We start from the raw sequence: 16,726 nt of genomic DNA on the forward strand, positions 1-16,726 counted from the left end.
ACCGTCAAGGCATGGCCACGAAGACCCCCGCCCGCACCCGTGTCCTGGACACGGCCAGCCGGCTGTTCTACGCCGAGGGCGTGCACGCCGTGGGCGTCGACCGGATCATCGCCGAGGCCGCGGTGGCGAAGGCGACCTTCTACCACCACTTCAAGTCCAAGGACGAGCTGGTCACGGCCTATGTGGAGGACCAGGCCCGGCGCCACCGGGAGGCCGGCGAGGCGCTGTTCACCGCGTCCGGACCGCCGCGCGAGCGGCTGATGAGCGTCTACACCTATCTGGGCGAGGCCGCCGCGAGCCCCGCGTACCGCGGCTGTGTGTACCTCAACGCCGCCGCCGAGTTCCCCGATCCCGCGCATCCGGTCCGGCTGGCGGTGGCGGCGTACAGGCGCTGGTTCCGCGACCGGATGCGGGATCTGCTGGTCGCCGACGGGCATCCGGATCCGGACCGTACGGCGGACATCCTGCTCGTCCTGCGCGACGGGCTGGCGGCGGGCTTCGACCTGGACGATCCGGTGCGGCTACGCAAGCTGGTCCCGGACGCGGTGGGGCGCGTCCTCACACCTGCGGCGTCCGCAGGCTGAGCACCTGGGTGCGGCTCGCGGCGTCCACGACGACGATCCGGCCCTCCTCGTCGTACACCGTCACCAGCTCCCCGTGCACCCGCACCCGCTGCACCTCGCCGCCGGGCGGGAAGGACACGCCCGCCCACGGGGTTACGCCCCGCCGGTGGACGAGGGTGACGGACAGCGCGGACTCCTCGTCGAGTTCGAGGGCCAGGGTGTCGCCGTCGGTGAGGAACGCGCGGGTGTGAGCGGGCAGCGGGCCCAGCGTGGTGCCGTCGCGGCCCGCGGCCACCAGCCGTGCGCCGGACTGCGAGCGGTCCACGGTCAGGGTCTGACCGCCGGCCAGCAGGTTCAGCGGCGGCGCCGGCAGGTCGGCGCGGGCGCGCAGGGTGAGGCCCGGCAGCTCCCAGACCCAGATCTGCGGGACCGGGGCGCCGTCCCCGAAGGCGGGCGGGACGAGGACCGCCGCGGACAGCACCTCGGGGGTGCGGGCCAGACGCAGGACCGTGTGGTCGCGGTCGAGTTCGCGCCACAGGGCGCGGGGCGGGGCGGCGCGGGTCTCCAGGAACGCCAGTCCGTCCTCGTCCGCCACCGCCAGCACGCCGCCGTCGTACGACGTGGGCAGCGCCGTCACGCGCAGCGCCGCCCAGTGGCGGACCCGGCGGGTCGCCAGGTCCAGCCGGTGGAGGTCCGTGACCTCGCCGCGGTGCGTCGCCAGCAGCGCCGCGCCGCCGTGGTCGGCGGTGATCAGCCGGTGGGCGGGGACGTCCCAGGCGGCGCGGATCCGGCCGTCGCGGCCGAGGAGGCGGACGCCCAGCTCGCCGTGGGCGGTGAGCACCGTCGTACGGGACAGGGCGACGGCGTCCCTCAACGGCAGCCCGCCCGGGCGGCGTTCGGCGGCGAAGCGGGGCACGGTCCGCTCCGGCAGCGGCGGGGCGGGGGCGAGATCGGCGGACAGCAGCGGGTCGGCGCGCCCGCGCAGCCGCCGGATCAGGGCGGACCGGGCGTCGGCGTCCGTCTCGTGCGCGGCGGCGCGCAGTACGGCCCGCAGCCCGGCGGAGCACAACTCGGCGTCCAGGGCGCGGTCCTGCGGGTCGAGGGCGGCGAGGGTGCGCAGGAAGGCGCGCTGGTCGTGCCATTCCGCCTCGTCGGGGTGGCGGCCGGCGAGCAGCGCGCGGGCCTCGGCCGCGTGGGCCGGGTCCGGGGTGCGGGCCAGGGCGTACGCCAGCAGCAGCGGGCGGTGCGCGGCGTCGGTGTCCAGGCCCTGGCGGGCCAGGCTGACGGCACCGGCGCGCAGCTCCTCGGCGGGCCAGGCGGCCTCGATCGCGCCGGCGGTGTCACCGGCCGCGTACCGGTCGGCGGACCACGCCTGGCGCAGCGCTGCGGCTGCCTCGGGGTCGGTGCGCTCCAGCCGGGTCACGGCCGCCGCGAACGCGCCGCGCAGCCGGGCGACGCGCAGCGCGCGCCCGCGGTCGCCGGCCCGCCACCACAGCCGTACGACCAGCTCGGGGGCCAGGCGCCGGCCCTCGGCGAGTTCGGCGGCGAGCCGCAGCCGGCCGTGGCGCTCCAGCAGGGCGACCGCGGCGGGGGCGTCGTCGAGCAGGTCCGCCAGCACGAACGCCGCCTCGTCGACGCGGCCCTGGCGCTCCAGCGCCTCGGCGGCCTCGCGGTAGAGCCGGGCGAGCTTGTCGTACAGGCCCTCCTGGTACGGCATGGAGCCCCCGGCCGGGCCCCGCACCGGAGTCGGGCGCAGCGGCCCGAGCCGCTGCCCGGGCAGGCCCAGGCTGACACGGCCGCCGGCGGGGCCGCCGAGGGGGACCGCGCTGCGCAGGGCGTCCTCCCAACTGCGGCCCTCGAACAGGGTGGTGAGCCGGTCCAGGTACCGGCGCTGGCGGTCCAGCAGCCAGCCGAGGGCCGGGGAGGCGGCGAGCAGTCGCAGGAGGGGACCCTGTTCGGCACCGGCGCCGGGTGCTTCCTGCTCCAGCAGCCGCAGCATCCGCGCGTCGGGCTCCCCCACCCTCGCGGCCGACCGGATGTCGGGGTCGGCGGCCGGCTCGGGCTCCGCGACGGGAGTCGGCGGCGGTGCGGGGGGCTGGAGCGGGGTCAGCGGGGCGACGGCGAAGGCCGACAGGTCCAGCCAGTCGGCCGGGTCGACCGCGGGCAGTGCCCCCGTGTCGTACCGGCGCGGCTCGCCGTCCTGCGGCACCTCGGGGCCCGTCAGCGGCAGCCCCGGGGCGTGTTCGGCGCGTACGGACAGGGGCTCGGGCAGGGTCACGAGCCAGTCGCCGCCCGGCAGCCGGTGCACCGTGGTACCCGGGCGCCACAGGGCGAGCACCCGGGCGCGGGCCTCCGCCTCGCCGATCAGCGCGGTCGCCAGCAGCAGGGCGCGGGCCTCGGTCCGGCCCCGGAACACCGCGCTCACGAGCGCCCCCTGAGCACCAGCAGGGGCTTGCCCGTGAGGACGTCACCGACCTCGACGGACCCGCTCGGCCGCCGTACCGCCACCAGCGGGCGGCTCGGGTGTACGGCGGGCGGGTCGGGGGAGCCCGACCACCGGGTGAGGACCGCGTCGCGCACCGGGCCGCGCAGCCGCAGCAGCTGACCGGCCGCCGAGCGCGTCACCAGATGGGCGTGCCCCGCCAGCAGCACTGCCCCGTGCACCACTTCGCCCGCCTCCGACCGGCGGGAGGCGGGATGGTCGCCGTCCGGCGCCGAGAAGCGCCACTCCCGGCCGTCCGGCGACCAGGCGTACGTCCCCTGCGGGCCCAGCACGATCCGCATACCGGCCGCCTGCGAACCCGGGCGGTGCGCCAGGTTCACCTCCCGGGGGGCCTCACCGGGCAGCGCCCAGAGGATCTCGGGCGCCTCGGTGGGCCGCCCCTGCCAGCGCAGCCGCCACCAGGTGCCGGCACGGCGCAGCAGCAGGCCGTACTCGTCGCCCAGCAGCGGCTCCAGCTCGGCCGCGTCGTGGTCGTCCGGGTACAGGTCGCGGGCCGTCACCTGGAACTCGTCGGCGACCGGGAGCGGCCGGCCGACGGTGTGCAGACGCAGATACGGACCGGTGCGGACCAGCACCAGCAGCCGCCGCCCGTACTGGCACGCGGCCAGCGGCCGGCCGGGCAGCGGGTGACGGCGCGGGAGGGCGTGGACGGCGTGGTCCGGTTCGCGGGGCAGCGCCACGGTGACCAGCTCGGGCGGGTCATACGAACCGATCGCCAGCCGCGGCCCGTTGCCCGGGAAGACGAGCGGACCGTCCCCCGCGCCGGGCAGGGCGCGCGGGACCATCGGGGTGGCGCGGCGCCAGCCGTCGCCGCGCAGGATGCGTACGGAGACCGCGGGCTCCGGCAGCGGGAGGCGTATCTCGTGGCCGTCCAGGCGGGCCGTCACGGCGGTGGCGCCGGCGTCCGACCAGGCGGCCTCCGCCGTCCGCAGCACCCGGTGTCGGCGGACGGCGGGGTGCGCGGCCAGGGGACCGCCCGCGAGGATCCACAGCTCGTCGTCGCGGTCGAGGCCCTCTGCCCAGTCGGCGATCCGCAGGGGGTCGGGCTCGAACGGCGACCGCTCCCCGAGCCAGGCCGACAGCTGTCCGGGCAGCTCACCGTCGTGCCAGGCGCCGGGCTGTCCGCCCAGTACGCCGAGCAGCAGACCGGCCCCGCGGGCCTCGGCCCGGCGGTGGGCGACGAGCAGCGCCGCCAACTGGACCAGGCGCGCGGCGCCCAGCTGGGAGGGGCCGGTGTCGGCGAGGACGGCGATCCGCCCGCGCCGGGCCCGGGACTTGTGGGCGGGCGCCAGATGCAGCAGCTCGCGCTGGGCGGCGCGGCGCAGGAACTCCTCCGGCGCCTCCTCGGCGAGCAGCCACTCCGACATGAGCAGGCGCTCGGGGTGGCCGCGGTTGGTCAGCCCGTCGTACCCGTCGTGCTCGCCGTGCGGGCGTGCGGTGTGCGGCTCACCGCCGAGCAGCGCGTCGACGCCTCGGACGACCGGGCCGAGGGCGGTCGCGCAGGCGGTGTCGAGCAGCGCGAGCTGGGCGGCCCAGGGGGCGAGGTGCGGGGGGAGCCTCATGGGGTGGGCTCCCCGGACTCCAGAGGTGCGAGGGCCGGTTGGGCGGTGTCCGGCGGCACGGGGGCGGGGGCAGCGGATCCGTCCGTCCCCTCCGGGGCGGGGGCAGCGGACCGTACCGGCCCTTGCCGGGCAGGGGCGCCGTGGCCCGGCGCAGCCCCTTCTGGGCCGGGGGCTCCGTCGGTGGCGGTCAGGGCCGCCAAGTCCCGTTCGGTCACCGGCCGCTGCGGCGGCGCGGCGCACAGCAGGACGCCCGGGAGCAGGGCGATCAGGGTGTGGCCGCGCGGGGCGCGGGCGGCCGCCGCCCGGGCGACGAGCGCGGGGTGCGGCTCCACCCTCCGGTGCGCGGGCAGGTAGAGCCCGTGCTCGTGGGCGAGCCAGTGCACGCCGTCCGCCCAGGGGAGGTCGGCGCCGCCCACGTCGTCGGAGAGGACCAGCAGCCAGCCGTCGGCCGCCGCGGCGCGCAGCCGAGCGGTACGGCCGTCGGCCAGTCCGCGCCGTACGGCGTCGGCGAGCGCGACGGCAGCGGAGCCGTGGGCTGCCACGGCGGTGGCCGGCAGAGGCGGCTCGCGGGGGACCAGGCGGGGGGTGAACGCCGCTGCCGCCGCGGGGCGTTCGGCGGTGGGCCCGGTGCCGGGCGCCGCGCTGGGACCCGGCGCCGCGCCCGGGATGGCGTTCATGGCGCCGTCTGCGCCGCCACCGCGGCGGCCAGTCGGTCACGTACCGACCTCAGTCCCTCCGGCAACGCGTCCGCGGCGAAGGAGGCGTCGACCTCGCGCAGCGTGGCCTCCACCCGCAGCCGCGCGTCGCGGTCGTACGGGGGCAGGCCGAGGTCCGCGAGGAGTTCCGCCCCCGTGGCGGCGAGCCGCGCGGCCCGCGCCCCGGGACCGCGGCTCAGCTCCTCGGCGGTGTGCAGCAGGCTCGCGTTGCGGGCCTCGCCCAGCAGATCGGCGAGGGTGTCGCGGGCCAGGGCCTGGGCGTCGGCGGTGGGGGCGATGAGCGGGAGCACCCACAGGTCGGCGTCGGTGGCGGCCGTCCGCCCGTCGAGCACGGCCGCGGCGGCGATCAGCCGCTGGCTGCGCACGGCGCGCCGGTCGGTGAGCTGCACGCCGGCGCCGCGCAGCCGGCGTACGGCGGTGGCCAGTTGGAGCCGTACGCCGTCGAGGTCACAGCCGCGTGCGGCGTCGGCGAGCCGGTCGAGGGCGGGGAGCAGCCCCGCGCCGCCCACAGCCTGTGGACGGTCCGCGCCTTTCGGCTGGAACCCGTTCGCCGACCAGCCCGTCTCCAGCAGCTCCTCCAGCCGCGCGTCCGCGACCGGCTCCACGAACACCCGGGCCAGGAACCGGTCCGCGAAGGCCGCCAGCGCCGGATCGTCGGGCAGGGTGTTGGAGGCGGCGACACAGACCCGCAACGGGACGGCGAGTTCGGTGCTGCCGCGCCGGTAGGTGCGCTCGTTGAGCAGCCCGAGCAGCGTGTTGAGGATGGCTGAGGAGCCGAGGAACACCTCGTCGAGGAAGGCGACATCGGCCTCCGGCAGCATCCCGGCCGTCTCCACCTCGACGACGCCCTCGCGCAGCCGCCGCAGGTCGACCGGCCCGAAGATCTCGTTCGGCTCGGTGAACCGCCCCAGCAGATACTCGAACAGCCGCCCCCCGAAGTGCCGCGCCACCCGCCGTACCGCCTCGGACTTGGCGGTGCCCGGCGCGCCGACGACGAGCAGGTGCTCGCGCGCCACGGCGCACAGCACGACGGTCTCGGTCACGGTCTCGCGGTCGACGAGCCCGTACCGCGCGGCGGTTATGGCCTCGCGCACGGCACGGGCGTCGGCTGTCAGCTCCACGGACGGGAGTGTAGGAGCCGGATTCCCTTCTCCCCCACCGGTTTTCACACCACCCGGAACCGGTCGGCGAGGTGCCCGTACCCACCGGCCGTCCACACCTCGCGGCGGAACTCCGACACGCTGCGCGCGCGGGGATCGCCCTGGAAGTGCACCGTGCCGCAGCGCTTGCAGTACCAGCCCCGCTCCCACAGCGCCTCGGCCGCGGGCCGTCCCGCGGTGTCGCGGCGGAACCGGCTCCGCAGGTGGACGGCCAGGGCGATGAGGGCGACCGCCGCGAGGAAGGCCGTCAACGGGATCCAGCCGGGCACCCCTCCGGACCCGCCGTCCGCGTCGGCGAACCCGTCGTAGCCGCTGAATCCGCCGCTTGCCGAGTCGTTGTCGTCGCTGGTGACCAGATAGGCGATGAACGTGCCCACCGTCGCAAGCCCCGCGAGGATGCCCAGTCCTGTGACCAGGCACGACCATCCGCTCGGCTCGGGCTGCGGCGTGAGCTCCTTCGCGAGCAGCGACGCCTCGGTCCGTACGGACGTGTCGCCGTCGCTGTCCCGCACCCGCACCCGGCGGTGCCCGTCCCGGTACACCGCCGGGACCGCGGCCACCTTGTCGTCCCGCCCGCAGCGCGGGCAGGACAGGTCGGGGCGGTCCGGTCTGCCGTCCCGCCTGTTGTAGTCGATACGCCCCACGATTCCCCCCGCCGTGCCCGCCGGATCATGTGCTTGCTGCCGGAAGGTAAGTCGCGTACCGGACCGCCCCGGTTCCGCGATCTCAGACCGCGACCTCCGCCTCCTCGTTCGGCGCGAGGCTATCCATGAACGAGCTCACAGAGAAGACTGCCCGCCCCGGCCCCGCCGGCCCGTATCCGGGAGGCGAGGACAGCCCGTGCTTCTCCAGCGTCGCGCGGTACGTCTCCAGCAGCCGGATGTGGTACTCCAGCGGCGCGCCGTTCGGGTTCGCCTTGCCCAGCGGGGTCGTCGGCTCGGGGCACCAGGTGGTGAAGCGCGGCACCACGCCGTGCGACATGAAGAAGTTCAGGCCCTCCTCCGTGGAGGCGATGGCCTCGTCGACGGTCGTGAAGCCGAAGGGCTCCGCCATCTCCACGCCCGCGACGAAGTTGGGGATGACGTTCTCCGCGCCGAAGACCTCCGTCGAGTCGAGGATCCGCTTGTGCCACTCCTCGCGGCCGACGTAGCGCTCCTTGCCGGGGCAGTACAGCTCGAAGAGGCGCTTGTCCCAGACCTCGAAGTTCGGGTGGTAGATCTTCACGCCGTAGTCGTGGAAGCGCTTGACGTCGTCCTTCGGCAGCGCCTGTGCGACGACCTTGCCGATCCAGCGGTCGGGGAACATCTCCTCGATGGCCTTGGCGTACGAGCCGTAGAAGTCGGCCTCGTCCTGCCCGCCGATGTGCGAGGTGATCGCGCCGCCGGTGAGGGTGTACGCCGTGGAGGTGCGGGCCGTGTCGTACCGGTCGATGATCTGCAGCGCCTCGAGGATCTCGTCGGAGGGCTTCACCCCGGTGTACGGGCGGCCGGCGGCCTTGTGCTGGCGCCAGTTGTGGTTGATGTCGCAGTACTGGCACTCCTCCTTGGCGCCGAAGTACTGGCAGACCCGGAAGACGGTGAGGTAGATCAGGTAGCCCCACTGGATGGTGGGCGCCACCTCCATCACGGACTTCCCGTTGGAGAGCTTGTGCCGGTAGTAGTCCGGCATCGGCGGCAGGCCGACGTCGGCGATGCGGGCGCCGTCGAGGTAGAGCCCGAGGCTGCCGTCCTCGCCCGCCTTGACGCGGTACGGCGATTCCGGGTTCACCCGTACGGAGACGACCGTGCGGCGCATGTCGTACGAGCCGCCGGTGAGGACGATCTCCTCCGGCGGCCGGTTCAGCGCGGCGGCGCCCAGCTCGGGCAGGGTGCGGTGGTCGAAGGAGAAGATGAAGTACGACTTGGGCTTGACGTCACCGTCGTCGCCCCCGCTGAGTGCGGACTCGTCGAAGGCCATCCCGCCCCGGAGGAGGTCCTCCTTGATCACGGCCTCCCGCGGCACGTGCGGGAAGCGCTCCATCAGGTCCTCGATGACCGCGGTGCGGCTCAGGCTCTCCATGCGCTGCTCCATCCCCAGACTCCTGGCGGACTCTCGTTGCCTGCTGTGTCTGCGTTTCTCCCCCTCCATTGAACGCGTTCGAGCCGCGGCTCCCGACAGGGGGGCCTGTTTTCGGTTGACGCGCCGCCGTACGGCGGGCTTGGGTGGGCGCGTGTCGCAGCTACGGATAGAGCAGGTGGAGGGCCAGGACGCGCTCGTCGCGGCGTGGCGGCTCGTCCACAACACGATCATCCCGAACCACCAGCTCACGGCGGACGAGATCCGCGAGCGCAGCCGCCGCAACCATCTGGAGGTCGCCTGGCTCGGCGACACGCCGGTCGGCTGCGCCACGGTCCGGCCCCCGTCGGACGACCCGGAGGTCGCGACGGTGATCGCCCGGGTGCTGCCCGCGCACCGCGGCCGGGGCTACGGCTCCGAGCTGTACGGGCGGGGGCTGGCGAAGGCGGCGGAGCTGGGCGCCGCGGTGGTCGAGACGCTGGTGCTGGAGCAGAACGAGGCGGGTCTGCGCTTCGCCCTGAACCGCGGCTTCGCGGAGATCGAGCGCTATCCGCTGCCGGGCGACGTGATCGAGATCGCGCTCGGCGGCCGGCTGTCCGAGCTGCGCCGGTAGCTGCTCCCGGCGACGGAGCGGAGGGCTTCCCTCCACAACTCGTGGAAGAAATCCGGCCGGTCGCGGAATGATCTAACCGTCTAAAGAACTTTAAGAGGTTAGACACGATCGCCACGGCGATCCCCCGCACCGGACGGAGAACCCCGATGACCATCCGCCACCGCACCGCGGACATCGACGGCCTGCAGGTCTTCTACCGGGAGGCCGGCGACCCGGCCGCCCCCACGCTGCTGCTCCTGCACGGCTTCCCCACCTCCTCCGTCGCGTACCGGGGGCTGATGGAGGAGCTGGGCGACGAGTTCCATCTGATCGCCCCCGACTACCCCGGGTTCGGGCTCAGTTCGGCGCCGTCCGCCGGCGAGTGGGCGTACACCTTCGACCACCTCGCCGACATCGTCGGCAAGCTCGTGGACCGGCTGGGGCTGACCCGTCACGCCCTCTACGTCCACGACTACGGCGCCCCCGTGGGCTTCCGGCTCGCGCTGCGGAACCCCGAGCGGATCACCGGGATCGTCACCCAGAACGGCAACGCCTACGACGAGGGCCTCACGCCCTTCTGGGAGCCGGTCCGGGCCTACTGGGCCGACCCGTCGGCGGAGCACGGCGACGCGCTGCGCGGGCTGCTGACCCGCGAGGCGACGCACTGGCAGTACACCCACGGCGTACCGGACCCCTCGCTGGTCGACCCGGCGCTGGAGCTGCACGACCAGGCGCTGCTGGACCGGCCCGGCAACCAGGAGATCCAGCTCGCGCTCTTCCTGGACTACGGCACGAACCCCGGGCAGTACCCCGACTGGCAGCAGTACCTGCGGGAGCACCGGCCGCCGGTGCTGGCGGTGTGGGGGCGGGGCGACGAGATCTTCGGGCCGGAGGGCGCGCGGGCCTTCGCCCGGGACGTGCCCGAGGCCCGGATCCAGCTGCTGGACGCCGGCCACTTCCCGCTGACGACGCGGCTCACGCAGAGCGCGGGGCTGATCCGCGGCTTCCTGCGGGAGCTGGCGGACTGACGGGGGTCCTGCTACGCGGTCCTCTCGGCCCTCTACTCGAACCTGTTACGCGCACGGCTCCCGCCCGCCCTCCGCGGGCGGGGCCCGCCAACCTCCCGGAGACTCCCATGACCACCGCCCCCACCCCTCAATCCGGCGTGCCCGCGAGACCCCCCGTGTCGGCGATAGCCCTCGCCACCGTGGCCACCACCGCCGGCCTCTTCCTCCTCGCCGCGGCCGCCGCGGCGACCGATATGGCGCTGTTCGCCCTGCCGTTCGCCGCCAGCGCGGCGATCGTGGCGGTGGCGCCCGCCCTGCCCTTCGCCCAGCCGCGCAGCATCGTCGTCGGGCATCTGGCGGGCGGGACGCTCGCGCTGGGGGTCACGGCGGTCGCCGGGCCGTCGGTGTGGACGGCGGCGCTGGCGGCGGGCCTGGCCACCGCGCCGATGCTGCTCCTGCGCGCACCGCATCCGCCGGCGACGGCGACCGCGGCCCTGGTGGGGCTGACGGGTCCGGCACCGGAGTTCCTGCTCAACCCGGTGCTGCCCGCCTCCGCGGTCGTCATCGCCGGCGGTGTGCTGCTCGGCCGGCTGCTGCCGGGACGCCGCTATCCGGCGTACTGGCGCTGAGGGGTCTCGGCGGACTCCTCCCGGACCCCGATCCGGCCGTGCAGCCGGCGCAACGGGGCCGGCGCCCACCAGGCGCGGCGGCCCAGGAGCGACATCGTGGCGGGCACGAGGAGCATCCGGACCACCGTGGCGTCGACCAGCACCGCCAGCGTCAGCCCCAGGCCGATCTGCAGGATCGGCGAGAAGCCACCCGTCATGAACCCGGCGAACACCACCGCCAGCAGCAGCGCCGCGGAGCTGACCACGCGGCCGGAGCGCCGGAGGCCCTCGACGACGGACCCGGCCGCGTCACCGGTCGCCTCGTACTCCTCGCGCATCCGGGCCAGGATGAACAGTTCGTAGTCCATGGCCAGCCCGAACGCGATCGCCGCGATCAGCGGCGGGGCGGTGAGGTTGAGCGCGCCGAGGCCCTCGCCGCCCAGCCAGGACGCCAGATGGCCGTCCTGGAAGACCCAGGTGACCGCGCCCAGCGCCGCACCGAGGCTGAGCAGCGTGGTGGCGATGGTGCGCAACGGGATCAGCAGCGAGCCGGTGAAGGCGAAGAGCAGCGCCGTGATGCCGAGCAGGACCACGGCGACCGCCCAGGGGGCGCGCGAGGCGAGCGAGGACTGGAAGTCGACCAGCTTGGCGGCGACGCCGGTGACCTCGACGGGCTCGTCGCCGCGCAGTTCGCGGATCTCGCGGACCAGACGGGTGGCGGCGGGGCCGTCGACGTGGCCCTCCGGGGTGAGCTCCAGGACTCGCGTGCCGTCGTCGAAGGTCCGGGCCGAGGCGGCCGCGATCCCGGGCAGGGCACGGAACCTGGGTTCGCAGTCGGGGTCCGTGCCGGGGCGCAGGACGACCCGGACGGGGCTGATCGCAGTGCCCTGGGGGTAGTGGTCCGCGACCGTGTCGTACAGGCCGCGCGCCTCCGTCCCGCGGGGCAGCGAGCGGGCGTCGCCGACCGCCGTGTGCATCCCGAACGCGGGCAGCGCGAGGACGACCAGGCCGGCACCGACGGTGCCGAGCACGGTGAGGCGGCGGGCGGCCGAGAAGCGGGCCAGCCGGGCGAACAGCGCCCCGCCGCGCTCGGACTTCGCCGGCCTGATCCGGTGGCCGAACCGGGTGAGCAACGCGGGCAGCAGGGTCAGCGCGGCCAGCATGTCGACGACGACCACGGCCGACGCCGCCAGGCCCATGCTGCGCAGGAACGGGCTCGGGAACACCGTCAGCCCGGCCAGGCTCACGGCCACCGTCAGCCCGGAGAACAGCACCGTCCGCCCGGCCCTGGCCACCGTGCGCCGCACCGCCTCGGCCACGTCGTCGGTGGTGCGCCGCTCCTCGCGGAAGCGGACCACCAGCAGCAGCGCGTAGTCCACGGCGAGGCCCAGGCCGAGCATGGTGACGATCTGCACGGCGTACACGGAGATGTCGGTGACCTGGCTGAACCCGTAGAGCGTGAGGAACGCCCCGGCCACCCCGCCGACCGTGACGATCAGCGGCAGCAGCGCGGCCCGCAGCCCGCCGAAGATGAGCAGAAGCAGGACGAGCACGGCCGGCAACGTGATCAACTCGGCCTTCGCCACGTCCTCCTGGGCCCGCCCGCCCATCTGTACGCCGAGCAGCGGCCCACCGCTGGCATACACCTGGGGCGCGGCGTCGATCTCCGCGATACGGTCGGCGGCGTCGCCGACGGTCTCCTCCTCGTCATCGTCGTCGAGGCCGCCCTTGAGGGTGACGGGGATCAGCAGGGCGCGGCCGTCGTCGGCGCGCAGGCCCTCGGCGGTGTACGGATCGGGCACCTGGGCGATCCCCGGGTGCCGGCGCAGATCGGCGACCGCCCGGCCGACCTGGGCGCGGACGGTCGCGTCGTCGACGTCCGTGCCTGCGACGACGCCGGTGACCGTCGCACCGTCCGGGGCGAGTTCGCCGATGAGCTCCTCGGCCCGTACGGACTCGCTGCCCGGCACCTCCTCCACGGTGGCGGTCAGATCCTCGAAGACGCGGGTGCCGATACCGAAGCCGAGGAGCAGCATCAGCAGCCAGACGAGCATGACGGTCATCGGGCGGCGGGTGGCCGCCTTGGCCAGTGCGGTTAACATCTGCCCCTCCCGGGACGGCTCTTGGACTGTGGTGACGTCCTTGAGCGTCGTCCGTGGAGGGGTGCCGGCGGATCGCCGGAGGGAGCGGTCCTACGGTCTCGCCCGCACGGGGGAGGGGGCGCTCCGCCTCCCTCGCGGGAGGGAGTTCAGTCGTCGTCCGGCTCCCCCGCGACGACCAGACCCGTCTCGTACGCGCAGATCACGGCCTGCACCCGGTCACGCAGGCCGAGCTTGCTCAGCACATTGCTGACATGGGTCTTCACCGTGTGCTCGCTGACCACGAGACCGGCGGCGATCTCGGCGTTGGACAGCCCCCGGGCCAGCAGGATGAGCGTCTCGCGCTCGCGCGCGGTGAGCCCGTCGAGCCGGGCGTCGGGCGCGCGACCGGCGCCGGCGCCCGGGGCGTGGCGGCGCCGGATGATGTCGGCGACCAGCCGCCGGGTCACGGAGGGCGCGAGCAGGGAGTTCCCGGCCGCGACGACCCGCACGGCGTGCACGAGGTCGTCCCGGCGCACGTCCTTGAGCAGGAAACCGCTGGCCCCGGCGTACAGCGCCTCGTACACGTACTCGTCGAGGTCGAAGGTGGTCAGCATGATCACCCGGCACCCGCTGTGCTCGCAGATCCGCCGGGCGGCCTCCAGCCCGTCCATCACCGGCATCCGGATGTCGAGCAGCGCGATGTCCGGCCCGTGCAGCCGCACGGCCTGCACCGCCTCCGCCCCGTGCCCGGCCTCGGCCACCACCTCGATGTCCGGCTGGGCGTCGAGGATCATGCTGAACCCGGATCGCACCAGCTCCTGGTCGTCCGCGACGACCACCCGGATACTCACCCGCGCCCGACGACCGGGGCACCAGGAGCACCTAGAGCCCCGGCGGTACCGTTCGACGGCACCGGAAGCCGTGCCGTGACCTGGAACCCCCGGCCGTCCGGTCCCGGGCCGGCCGCCGCCGAACCCCCGCAGGCCGTCGCCCGCTCACGTATCCCCACCAGCCCCTGGCCGCCGCCCGCGCCGGGCTGCCGCCCGGGAGCGCCCGCCCCGTCGTCCACCACGGTGACCACCAGTTCCCCGTCCCCCCAGTCGAGCCGCACCTCGACGGCCGAGGCGCCCGCGTGCTTGAGGGTATTGGTCAACGCCTCCTGGACGACCCGGTATACGGCAACCTCCGCGTCCGGATCCAGCGCCCGCACCTCCCCCTCGGACCTCAGCTCCACCCGCAGCCCCGCCCGCCTCACCTGACGCACCAGCTCCGGCAGCCCGGCCACGGTCGGCTGCGGCTGGACGGACACCTCCTCCCCCTTCAGCACGCCGAGGATCCGCCGCAGCTGGCCCATCGCGTCCCTCCCGGAGGAAGCGATGGCGTCGAACGCCGCCTCCGCCCGCGCCCGGTCATGCTGCAGCGCCACCGGACCGGCCTCGGCCTGCACCACCATCAGGCTCACCGCGTGCGCCAGGATGTCGTGCATGTCGCGGGCGATCCGGGCCCGTTCCTCGGCCGCGGCCCGGGCCCGCTCGCTCTCCCGCTCCCGTTCCAGCCGGCGCGCCCGGTCCTCCAGGGCGGAGGTGTACGCCCGCTGCAGCCGGGCCAGCACCCCGAGCCCGTACGCGCTGGCGATGGTCAGCAGATGAAAGGCGTACTCGAACGTCTCCGCGTGCTCCATATGCCACAGCGTCAACGACGCCCCCGCCAGCCAGCCCGCCACCATCGACCGCCGCTGCCACGGCCGCCCCAGCGCGGCCAGCGTGTACAGGGCGACGAGCCCGCCGTAACTCACATCCGGCGGCGGCGCGTGGTGCAGCGCCATGGCGACCGTGCACACGGTCACCGCCCAGGTCACCGCGTACGGAGCGCGCCGCCGCCACGCCAGGGGGAGCGCCGTACCCAGCACCAGCAGCCAGCCGGCCCAGGTGACGGGCGAGTCGTCGTCCTTCTCCGGAAACAGGAACTGCACGGAGGCGGCGGCCAGCACGAGGGCGGCCAACGCCCCGTCGAAGACGTAGGGGTTGGCACCCCTCAGCCGCCGCACCCAGGGAGACCAGGCTCCCTGGAGGGACGAGGCGGACTGGTGGGATGGGGAGGGAGTGACCATGAGCGACTCCTCGGGACGGGAGGCGTGCGCCGCCAGTATCAGCTCACCGCGGGTCACCAGTCCTCACCGGTGCGAGGGATATCCCTCGGCCGTGAGAGGGAGCCCCATGGCCGGGCGAGGGAGCGCCAACACCACCGGACATGCGGGGTGTCACCCCTCCCCCGTCCCCCACTTGCGGACCTCGGGGTCGTCCGCGGAGTCGTATATGAGCTTGCCGGCGGCGTCGTATCCCCTGACCCGGGGCCACCTGTCCGCCTCTTCCACGAACTCCCCGGTGGCGACGTACCACCCGTGATCCAGGATCGCCTCCCGGGTGTCGCTGCCATAGGTGACCGTCACCCGGGCCACGGAGTCGTCGACAGCGCCCGTGCCGACCCACCGGCCGGGACGATCCGCCGCGGGATCCGAAAATCGAGCGATTTGCCCGAAGCCATTCATTTCAGGCTCGACCGGTCCGCCCACCGGACGCAGTGTCCCGGGTTTGGTCAGGCTTCCTTTGGTACTGCCCGCCCATCTGATGTCGCCGCCTGGCAGTGTGCACACCTCCTGGACCGACCAGTTGTCATCGACCAGGACGACGGTCACGGCCGGTCGGCGTTCGGGATACGCCTCGGGGTGCGGCATCACCAGTCGTCTGGCGGAGTTGTGAAGGTAGTCACTCGGCATCGCGAAGAGGATGCGCAGGTCGGCAGGGGTGTACTCGCCTCCGTCGGGGTTCTCGTGGGACTGCGATGCCCAGCACGTCGATGCCACCCGCCGCGCCTCCTCCAGGCTCACACCGTCGACCAGTTGCCCCGGCGAGGCAGGACCCCGGAAGCCCAGGGCCGGCACTGTCGGACTACTCGACGCAGCCGGCGGCTTCGGCGAAGGCGCCCCGCGCCCAGGCCCGTGCTGCAGGGCGATGGCCACCCCCGGCGCCGCTGCCAGCAGCGCCAGCCCCGCCCCCAGCGCCGCCCTCCGGCGGCGACGCCCGGCCCGCCCCCGGCGGACGATCGCACCGTACGGGGTCGGCCCCGGCGTCATACCGCCCGCGCTCCGCGCCAGTTCGCGGCGCAGCAGCTCCTCCAGGGCCGAGGACTCATCGCCGCCGCCGGTGTCCCCGCGTCCCGGCGTCCCGTCGATCGGATCGTTGCTCACAGCACACCTCCCCCGCGTGCGGCCGCCAGGCCGGGAACGGTACGTAGTCTCGCCAGGCCCTTGGCGGCCTGGCTCTTGACGGTGCCGGGCGAGCAGCCGAGGATCTCCGCCACTTCCCCCTCCGAGTAGTCGTCCCAGTAGCGCAGCACGACCACCGCCCGCTGCCGCGGCGGCAGTTCGGCGAGCGCGGCCATGAGCAGCTGCCGTTCCTCGGTCCGCGACTCGGTGTCCTGCCGCGCCGGCCCGTCCGGCGGTATGTCCGTGAGCCGCTCACGCACGCGCCGCTTGCGGAAGCGGTCGCTGTTGCAGCTCACCAGCATCCGCCGGACGTACGCGTCCACGTTGTCGCTGCGCCGCACCCGCGGCCACGAGCGGTACGCCTTGGCCAGCGCCATCTGCGCCAGGTCCTCGGCGTCGTGCACGTCACCGGTCAGGAGATAGGCCGTGCGCACCAGGCGGGGCCATCTGGCCCGGACGAATTCCTGGAAGTGCGCCTCATCCTCAGATCGCATTCAGCACCCCCTCGCCCTCCAGACCACCTTTTTCGCCGATCAGGTTGCCCGCCAAGCAAAACTCTCCGGAGAGAAACGCGAGAGGCGGCCCCGGACTCCCGGAGCCGCCCCGTCACGTGG

15 protein-coding genes are annotated in these 16,726 nt (G+C 74.6%); 4 read left to right on the plus strand and 11 right to left on the minus strand.

Going from position 1 to position 16,726, the window contains the following annotated elements; genetic code table 11:
* Positions 1-11: 11 nt before the first annotated feature.
* Positions 12-584 (plus strand): TetR/AcrR family transcriptional regulator, encoded by a 573-nt coding sequence (locus tag AB0M28_RS00540; protein WP_365395314.1) that lies wholly within the window; start codon positions 12-14, stop codon positions 582-584.
* Here the strand turns inward: AB0M28_RS00540 and AB0M28_RS00545 are convergent.
* The 6 genes from AB0M28_RS00545 to AB0M28_RS00570 all read right to left on the minus strand — a co-directional run bounded on the left by AB0M28_RS00545 (position 559) and on the right by AB0M28_RS00570 (position 8,574).
* Positions 559-2,988: a bpX6 domain-containing protein gene (locus tag AB0M28_RS00545; protein WP_365395317.1), complete on the minus strand. Its 2,430-nt coding sequence runs from the start codon at positions 2,986-2,988 to the stop codon at positions 559-561. The genes AB0M28_RS00540 and AB0M28_RS00545 overlap by 26 nt on opposite strands.
* Complete coding sequence (locus AB0M28_RS00550; protein WP_365395320.1) at positions 2,985-4,628, minus strand: hypothetical protein; 1,644 nt, start codon at positions 4,626-4,628, stop codon at positions 2,985-2,987. The genes AB0M28_RS00545 and AB0M28_RS00550 overlap by 4 nt, the downstream gene beginning before the upstream one ends.
* Positions 4,625-5,305: a hypothetical protein gene (locus AB0M28_RS00555; protein ID WP_365395323.1), complete on the minus strand. Its 681-nt coding sequence runs from the start codon at positions 5,303-5,305 to the stop codon at positions 4,625-4,627. The genes AB0M28_RS00550 and AB0M28_RS00555 overlap by 4 nt, the downstream gene beginning before the upstream one ends.
* Positions 5,302-6,465: an AAA family ATPase gene (locus AB0M28_RS00560; RefSeq protein ID WP_365395326.1), complete on the minus strand. Its 1,164-nt coding sequence runs from the start codon at positions 6,463-6,465 to the stop codon at positions 5,302-5,304. The genes AB0M28_RS00555 and AB0M28_RS00560 overlap by 4 nt, the downstream gene beginning before the upstream one ends.
* A gap of 44 nt (positions 6,466-6,509) precedes the next feature.
* Positions 6,510-7,148 carry a hypothetical protein gene (locus AB0M28_RS00565; RefSeq protein ID WP_365395329.1) on the minus strand — a complete coding sequence of 213 codons (639 nt, stop codon included), beginning with the start codon at positions 7,146-7,148 and terminating at the stop codon, positions 6,510-6,512.
* Positions 7,149-7,230: 82 nt separating this feature from the next.
* The gene (locus AB0M28_RS00570) at positions 7,231-8,574 is read right to left on the minus strand and encodes a radical SAM protein (protein ID WP_365395331.1); all 1,344 of its coding nucleotides are present in this window, start codon (positions 8,572-8,574) and stop codon (positions 7,231-7,233) included.
* 139 nt (positions 8,575-8,713) lie between these two features.
* Here AB0M28_RS00570 and AB0M28_RS00575 point away from each other — a divergent pair, with 139 nt between their 5' ends.
* The 3 genes from AB0M28_RS00575 (at position 8,714) to AB0M28_RS00585 (ending at position 10,787) form a co-directional block, all read left to right on the plus strand.
* Positions 8,714-9,172: a GNAT family N-acetyltransferase gene (locus tag AB0M28_RS00575; RefSeq protein ID WP_365395334.1), complete on the plus strand. Its 459-nt coding sequence runs from the start codon at positions 8,714-8,716 to the stop codon at positions 9,170-9,172.
* 146 nt (positions 9,173-9,318) lie between these two features.
* Positions 9,319-10,179, plus strand: coding sequence for an alpha/beta hydrolase (locus AB0M28_RS00580; protein ID WP_365395337.1), 861 nt, complete (start codon positions 9,319-9,321; stop codon positions 10,177-10,179).
* Positions 10,180-10,286: 107 nt separating this feature from the next.
* Positions 10,287-10,787, plus strand: a complete 501-nt coding sequence (locus AB0M28_RS00585) for an HPP family protein (protein ID WP_365395340.1) — start codon at positions 10,287-10,289, stop codon at positions 10,785-10,787.
* Here the strand turns inward: AB0M28_RS00585 and AB0M28_RS00590 are convergent.
* The 5 genes from AB0M28_RS00590 to AB0M28_RS00610 form a co-directional block, all read right to left on the minus strand.
* Positions 10,766-12,868 carry an MMPL family transporter gene (locus AB0M28_RS00590; protein ID WP_365395343.1) on the minus strand — a complete coding sequence of 701 codons (2,103 nt, stop codon included), beginning with the start codon at positions 12,866-12,868 and terminating at the stop codon, positions 10,766-10,768. The two genes, AB0M28_RS00585 and AB0M28_RS00590, sit on opposite strands and share 22 nt — an antisense overlap.
* Positions 12,869-13,014: 146 nt before the next feature.
* Positions 13,015-13,698 carry a response regulator transcription factor gene (locus AB0M28_RS00595; RefSeq protein WP_365395346.1) on the minus strand — a complete coding sequence of 228 codons (684 nt, stop codon included), beginning with the start codon at positions 13,696-13,698 and terminating at the stop codon, positions 13,015-13,017.
* On the minus strand, positions 13,695-14,957 hold the full coding sequence (locus AB0M28_RS00600) for a histidine kinase (protein WP_365395349.1): 1,263 nt from the start codon (positions 14,955-14,957) through the stop codon (positions 13,695-13,697). The genes AB0M28_RS00595 and AB0M28_RS00600 overlap by 4 nt, the downstream gene beginning before the upstream one ends.
* A gap of 150 nt (positions 14,958-15,107) precedes the next feature.
* Positions 15,108-16,094, minus strand: a complete 987-nt coding sequence (locus tag AB0M28_RS00605; protein WP_365395352.1) for a hypothetical protein — start codon at positions 16,092-16,094, stop codon at positions 15,108-15,110.
* The gene (locus AB0M28_RS00610) at positions 16,091-16,606 is read right to left on the minus strand and encodes a SigE family RNA polymerase sigma factor (RefSeq protein WP_365395355.1); all 516 of its coding nucleotides are present in this window, start codon (positions 16,604-16,606) and stop codon (positions 16,091-16,093) included. Before AB0M28_RS00610 ends, AB0M28_RS00605 begins: the two co-directional genes overlap by 4 nt.
* Positions 16,607-16,726 lie beyond the last annotated feature (120 nt).

The organism is Streptomyces sp. NPDC051940 (assembly GCF_040680895.1).
Lineage (GTDB): Bacteria > Actinomycetota > Actinomycetes > Streptomycetales > Streptomycetaceae > Streptomyces.

Coding starts and splice junctions, on each gene's coding strand:
- AB0M28_RS00570 (WP_365395331.1), bottom strand. CDS start 8,574: ATGGAGCAGCGCATGGAGAGCCTGAGCCGCACCGCGGTCATCGAGGAC.
- AB0M28_RS00585 (WP_365395340.1), top strand. CDS start 10,287: ATGACCACCGCCCCCACCCCTCAATCCGGCGTGCCCGCGAGACCCCCC.
- AB0M28_RS00555 (WP_365395323.1), bottom strand. CDS start 5,305: ATGAACGCCATCCCGGGCGCGGCGCCGGGTCCCAGCGCGGCGCCCGGC.
- AB0M28_RS00600 (WP_365395349.1), bottom strand. CDS start 14,957: ATGGTCACTCCCTCCCCATCCCACCAGTCCGCCTCGTCCCTCCAGGGA.
- AB0M28_RS00580 (WP_365395337.1), top strand. CDS start 9,319: ATGACCATCCGCCACCGCACCGCGGACATCGACGGCCTGCAGGTCTTC.
- AB0M28_RS00590 (WP_365395343.1), bottom strand. CDS start 12,868: ATGTTAACCGCACTGGCCAAGGCGGCCACCCGCCGCCCGATGACCGTC.
- AB0M28_RS00540 (WP_365395314.1), top strand. CDS start 12: ATGGCCACGAAGACCCCCGCCCGCACCCGTGTCCTGGACACGGCCAGC.
- AB0M28_RS00610 (WP_365395355.1), bottom strand. CDS start 16,606: ATGCGATCTGAGGATGAGGCGCACTTCCAGGAATTCGTCCGGGCCAGA.
- AB0M28_RS00550 (WP_365395320.1), bottom strand. CDS start 4,628: ATGAGGCTCCCCCCGCACCTCGCCCCCTGGGCCGCCCAGCTCGCGCTG.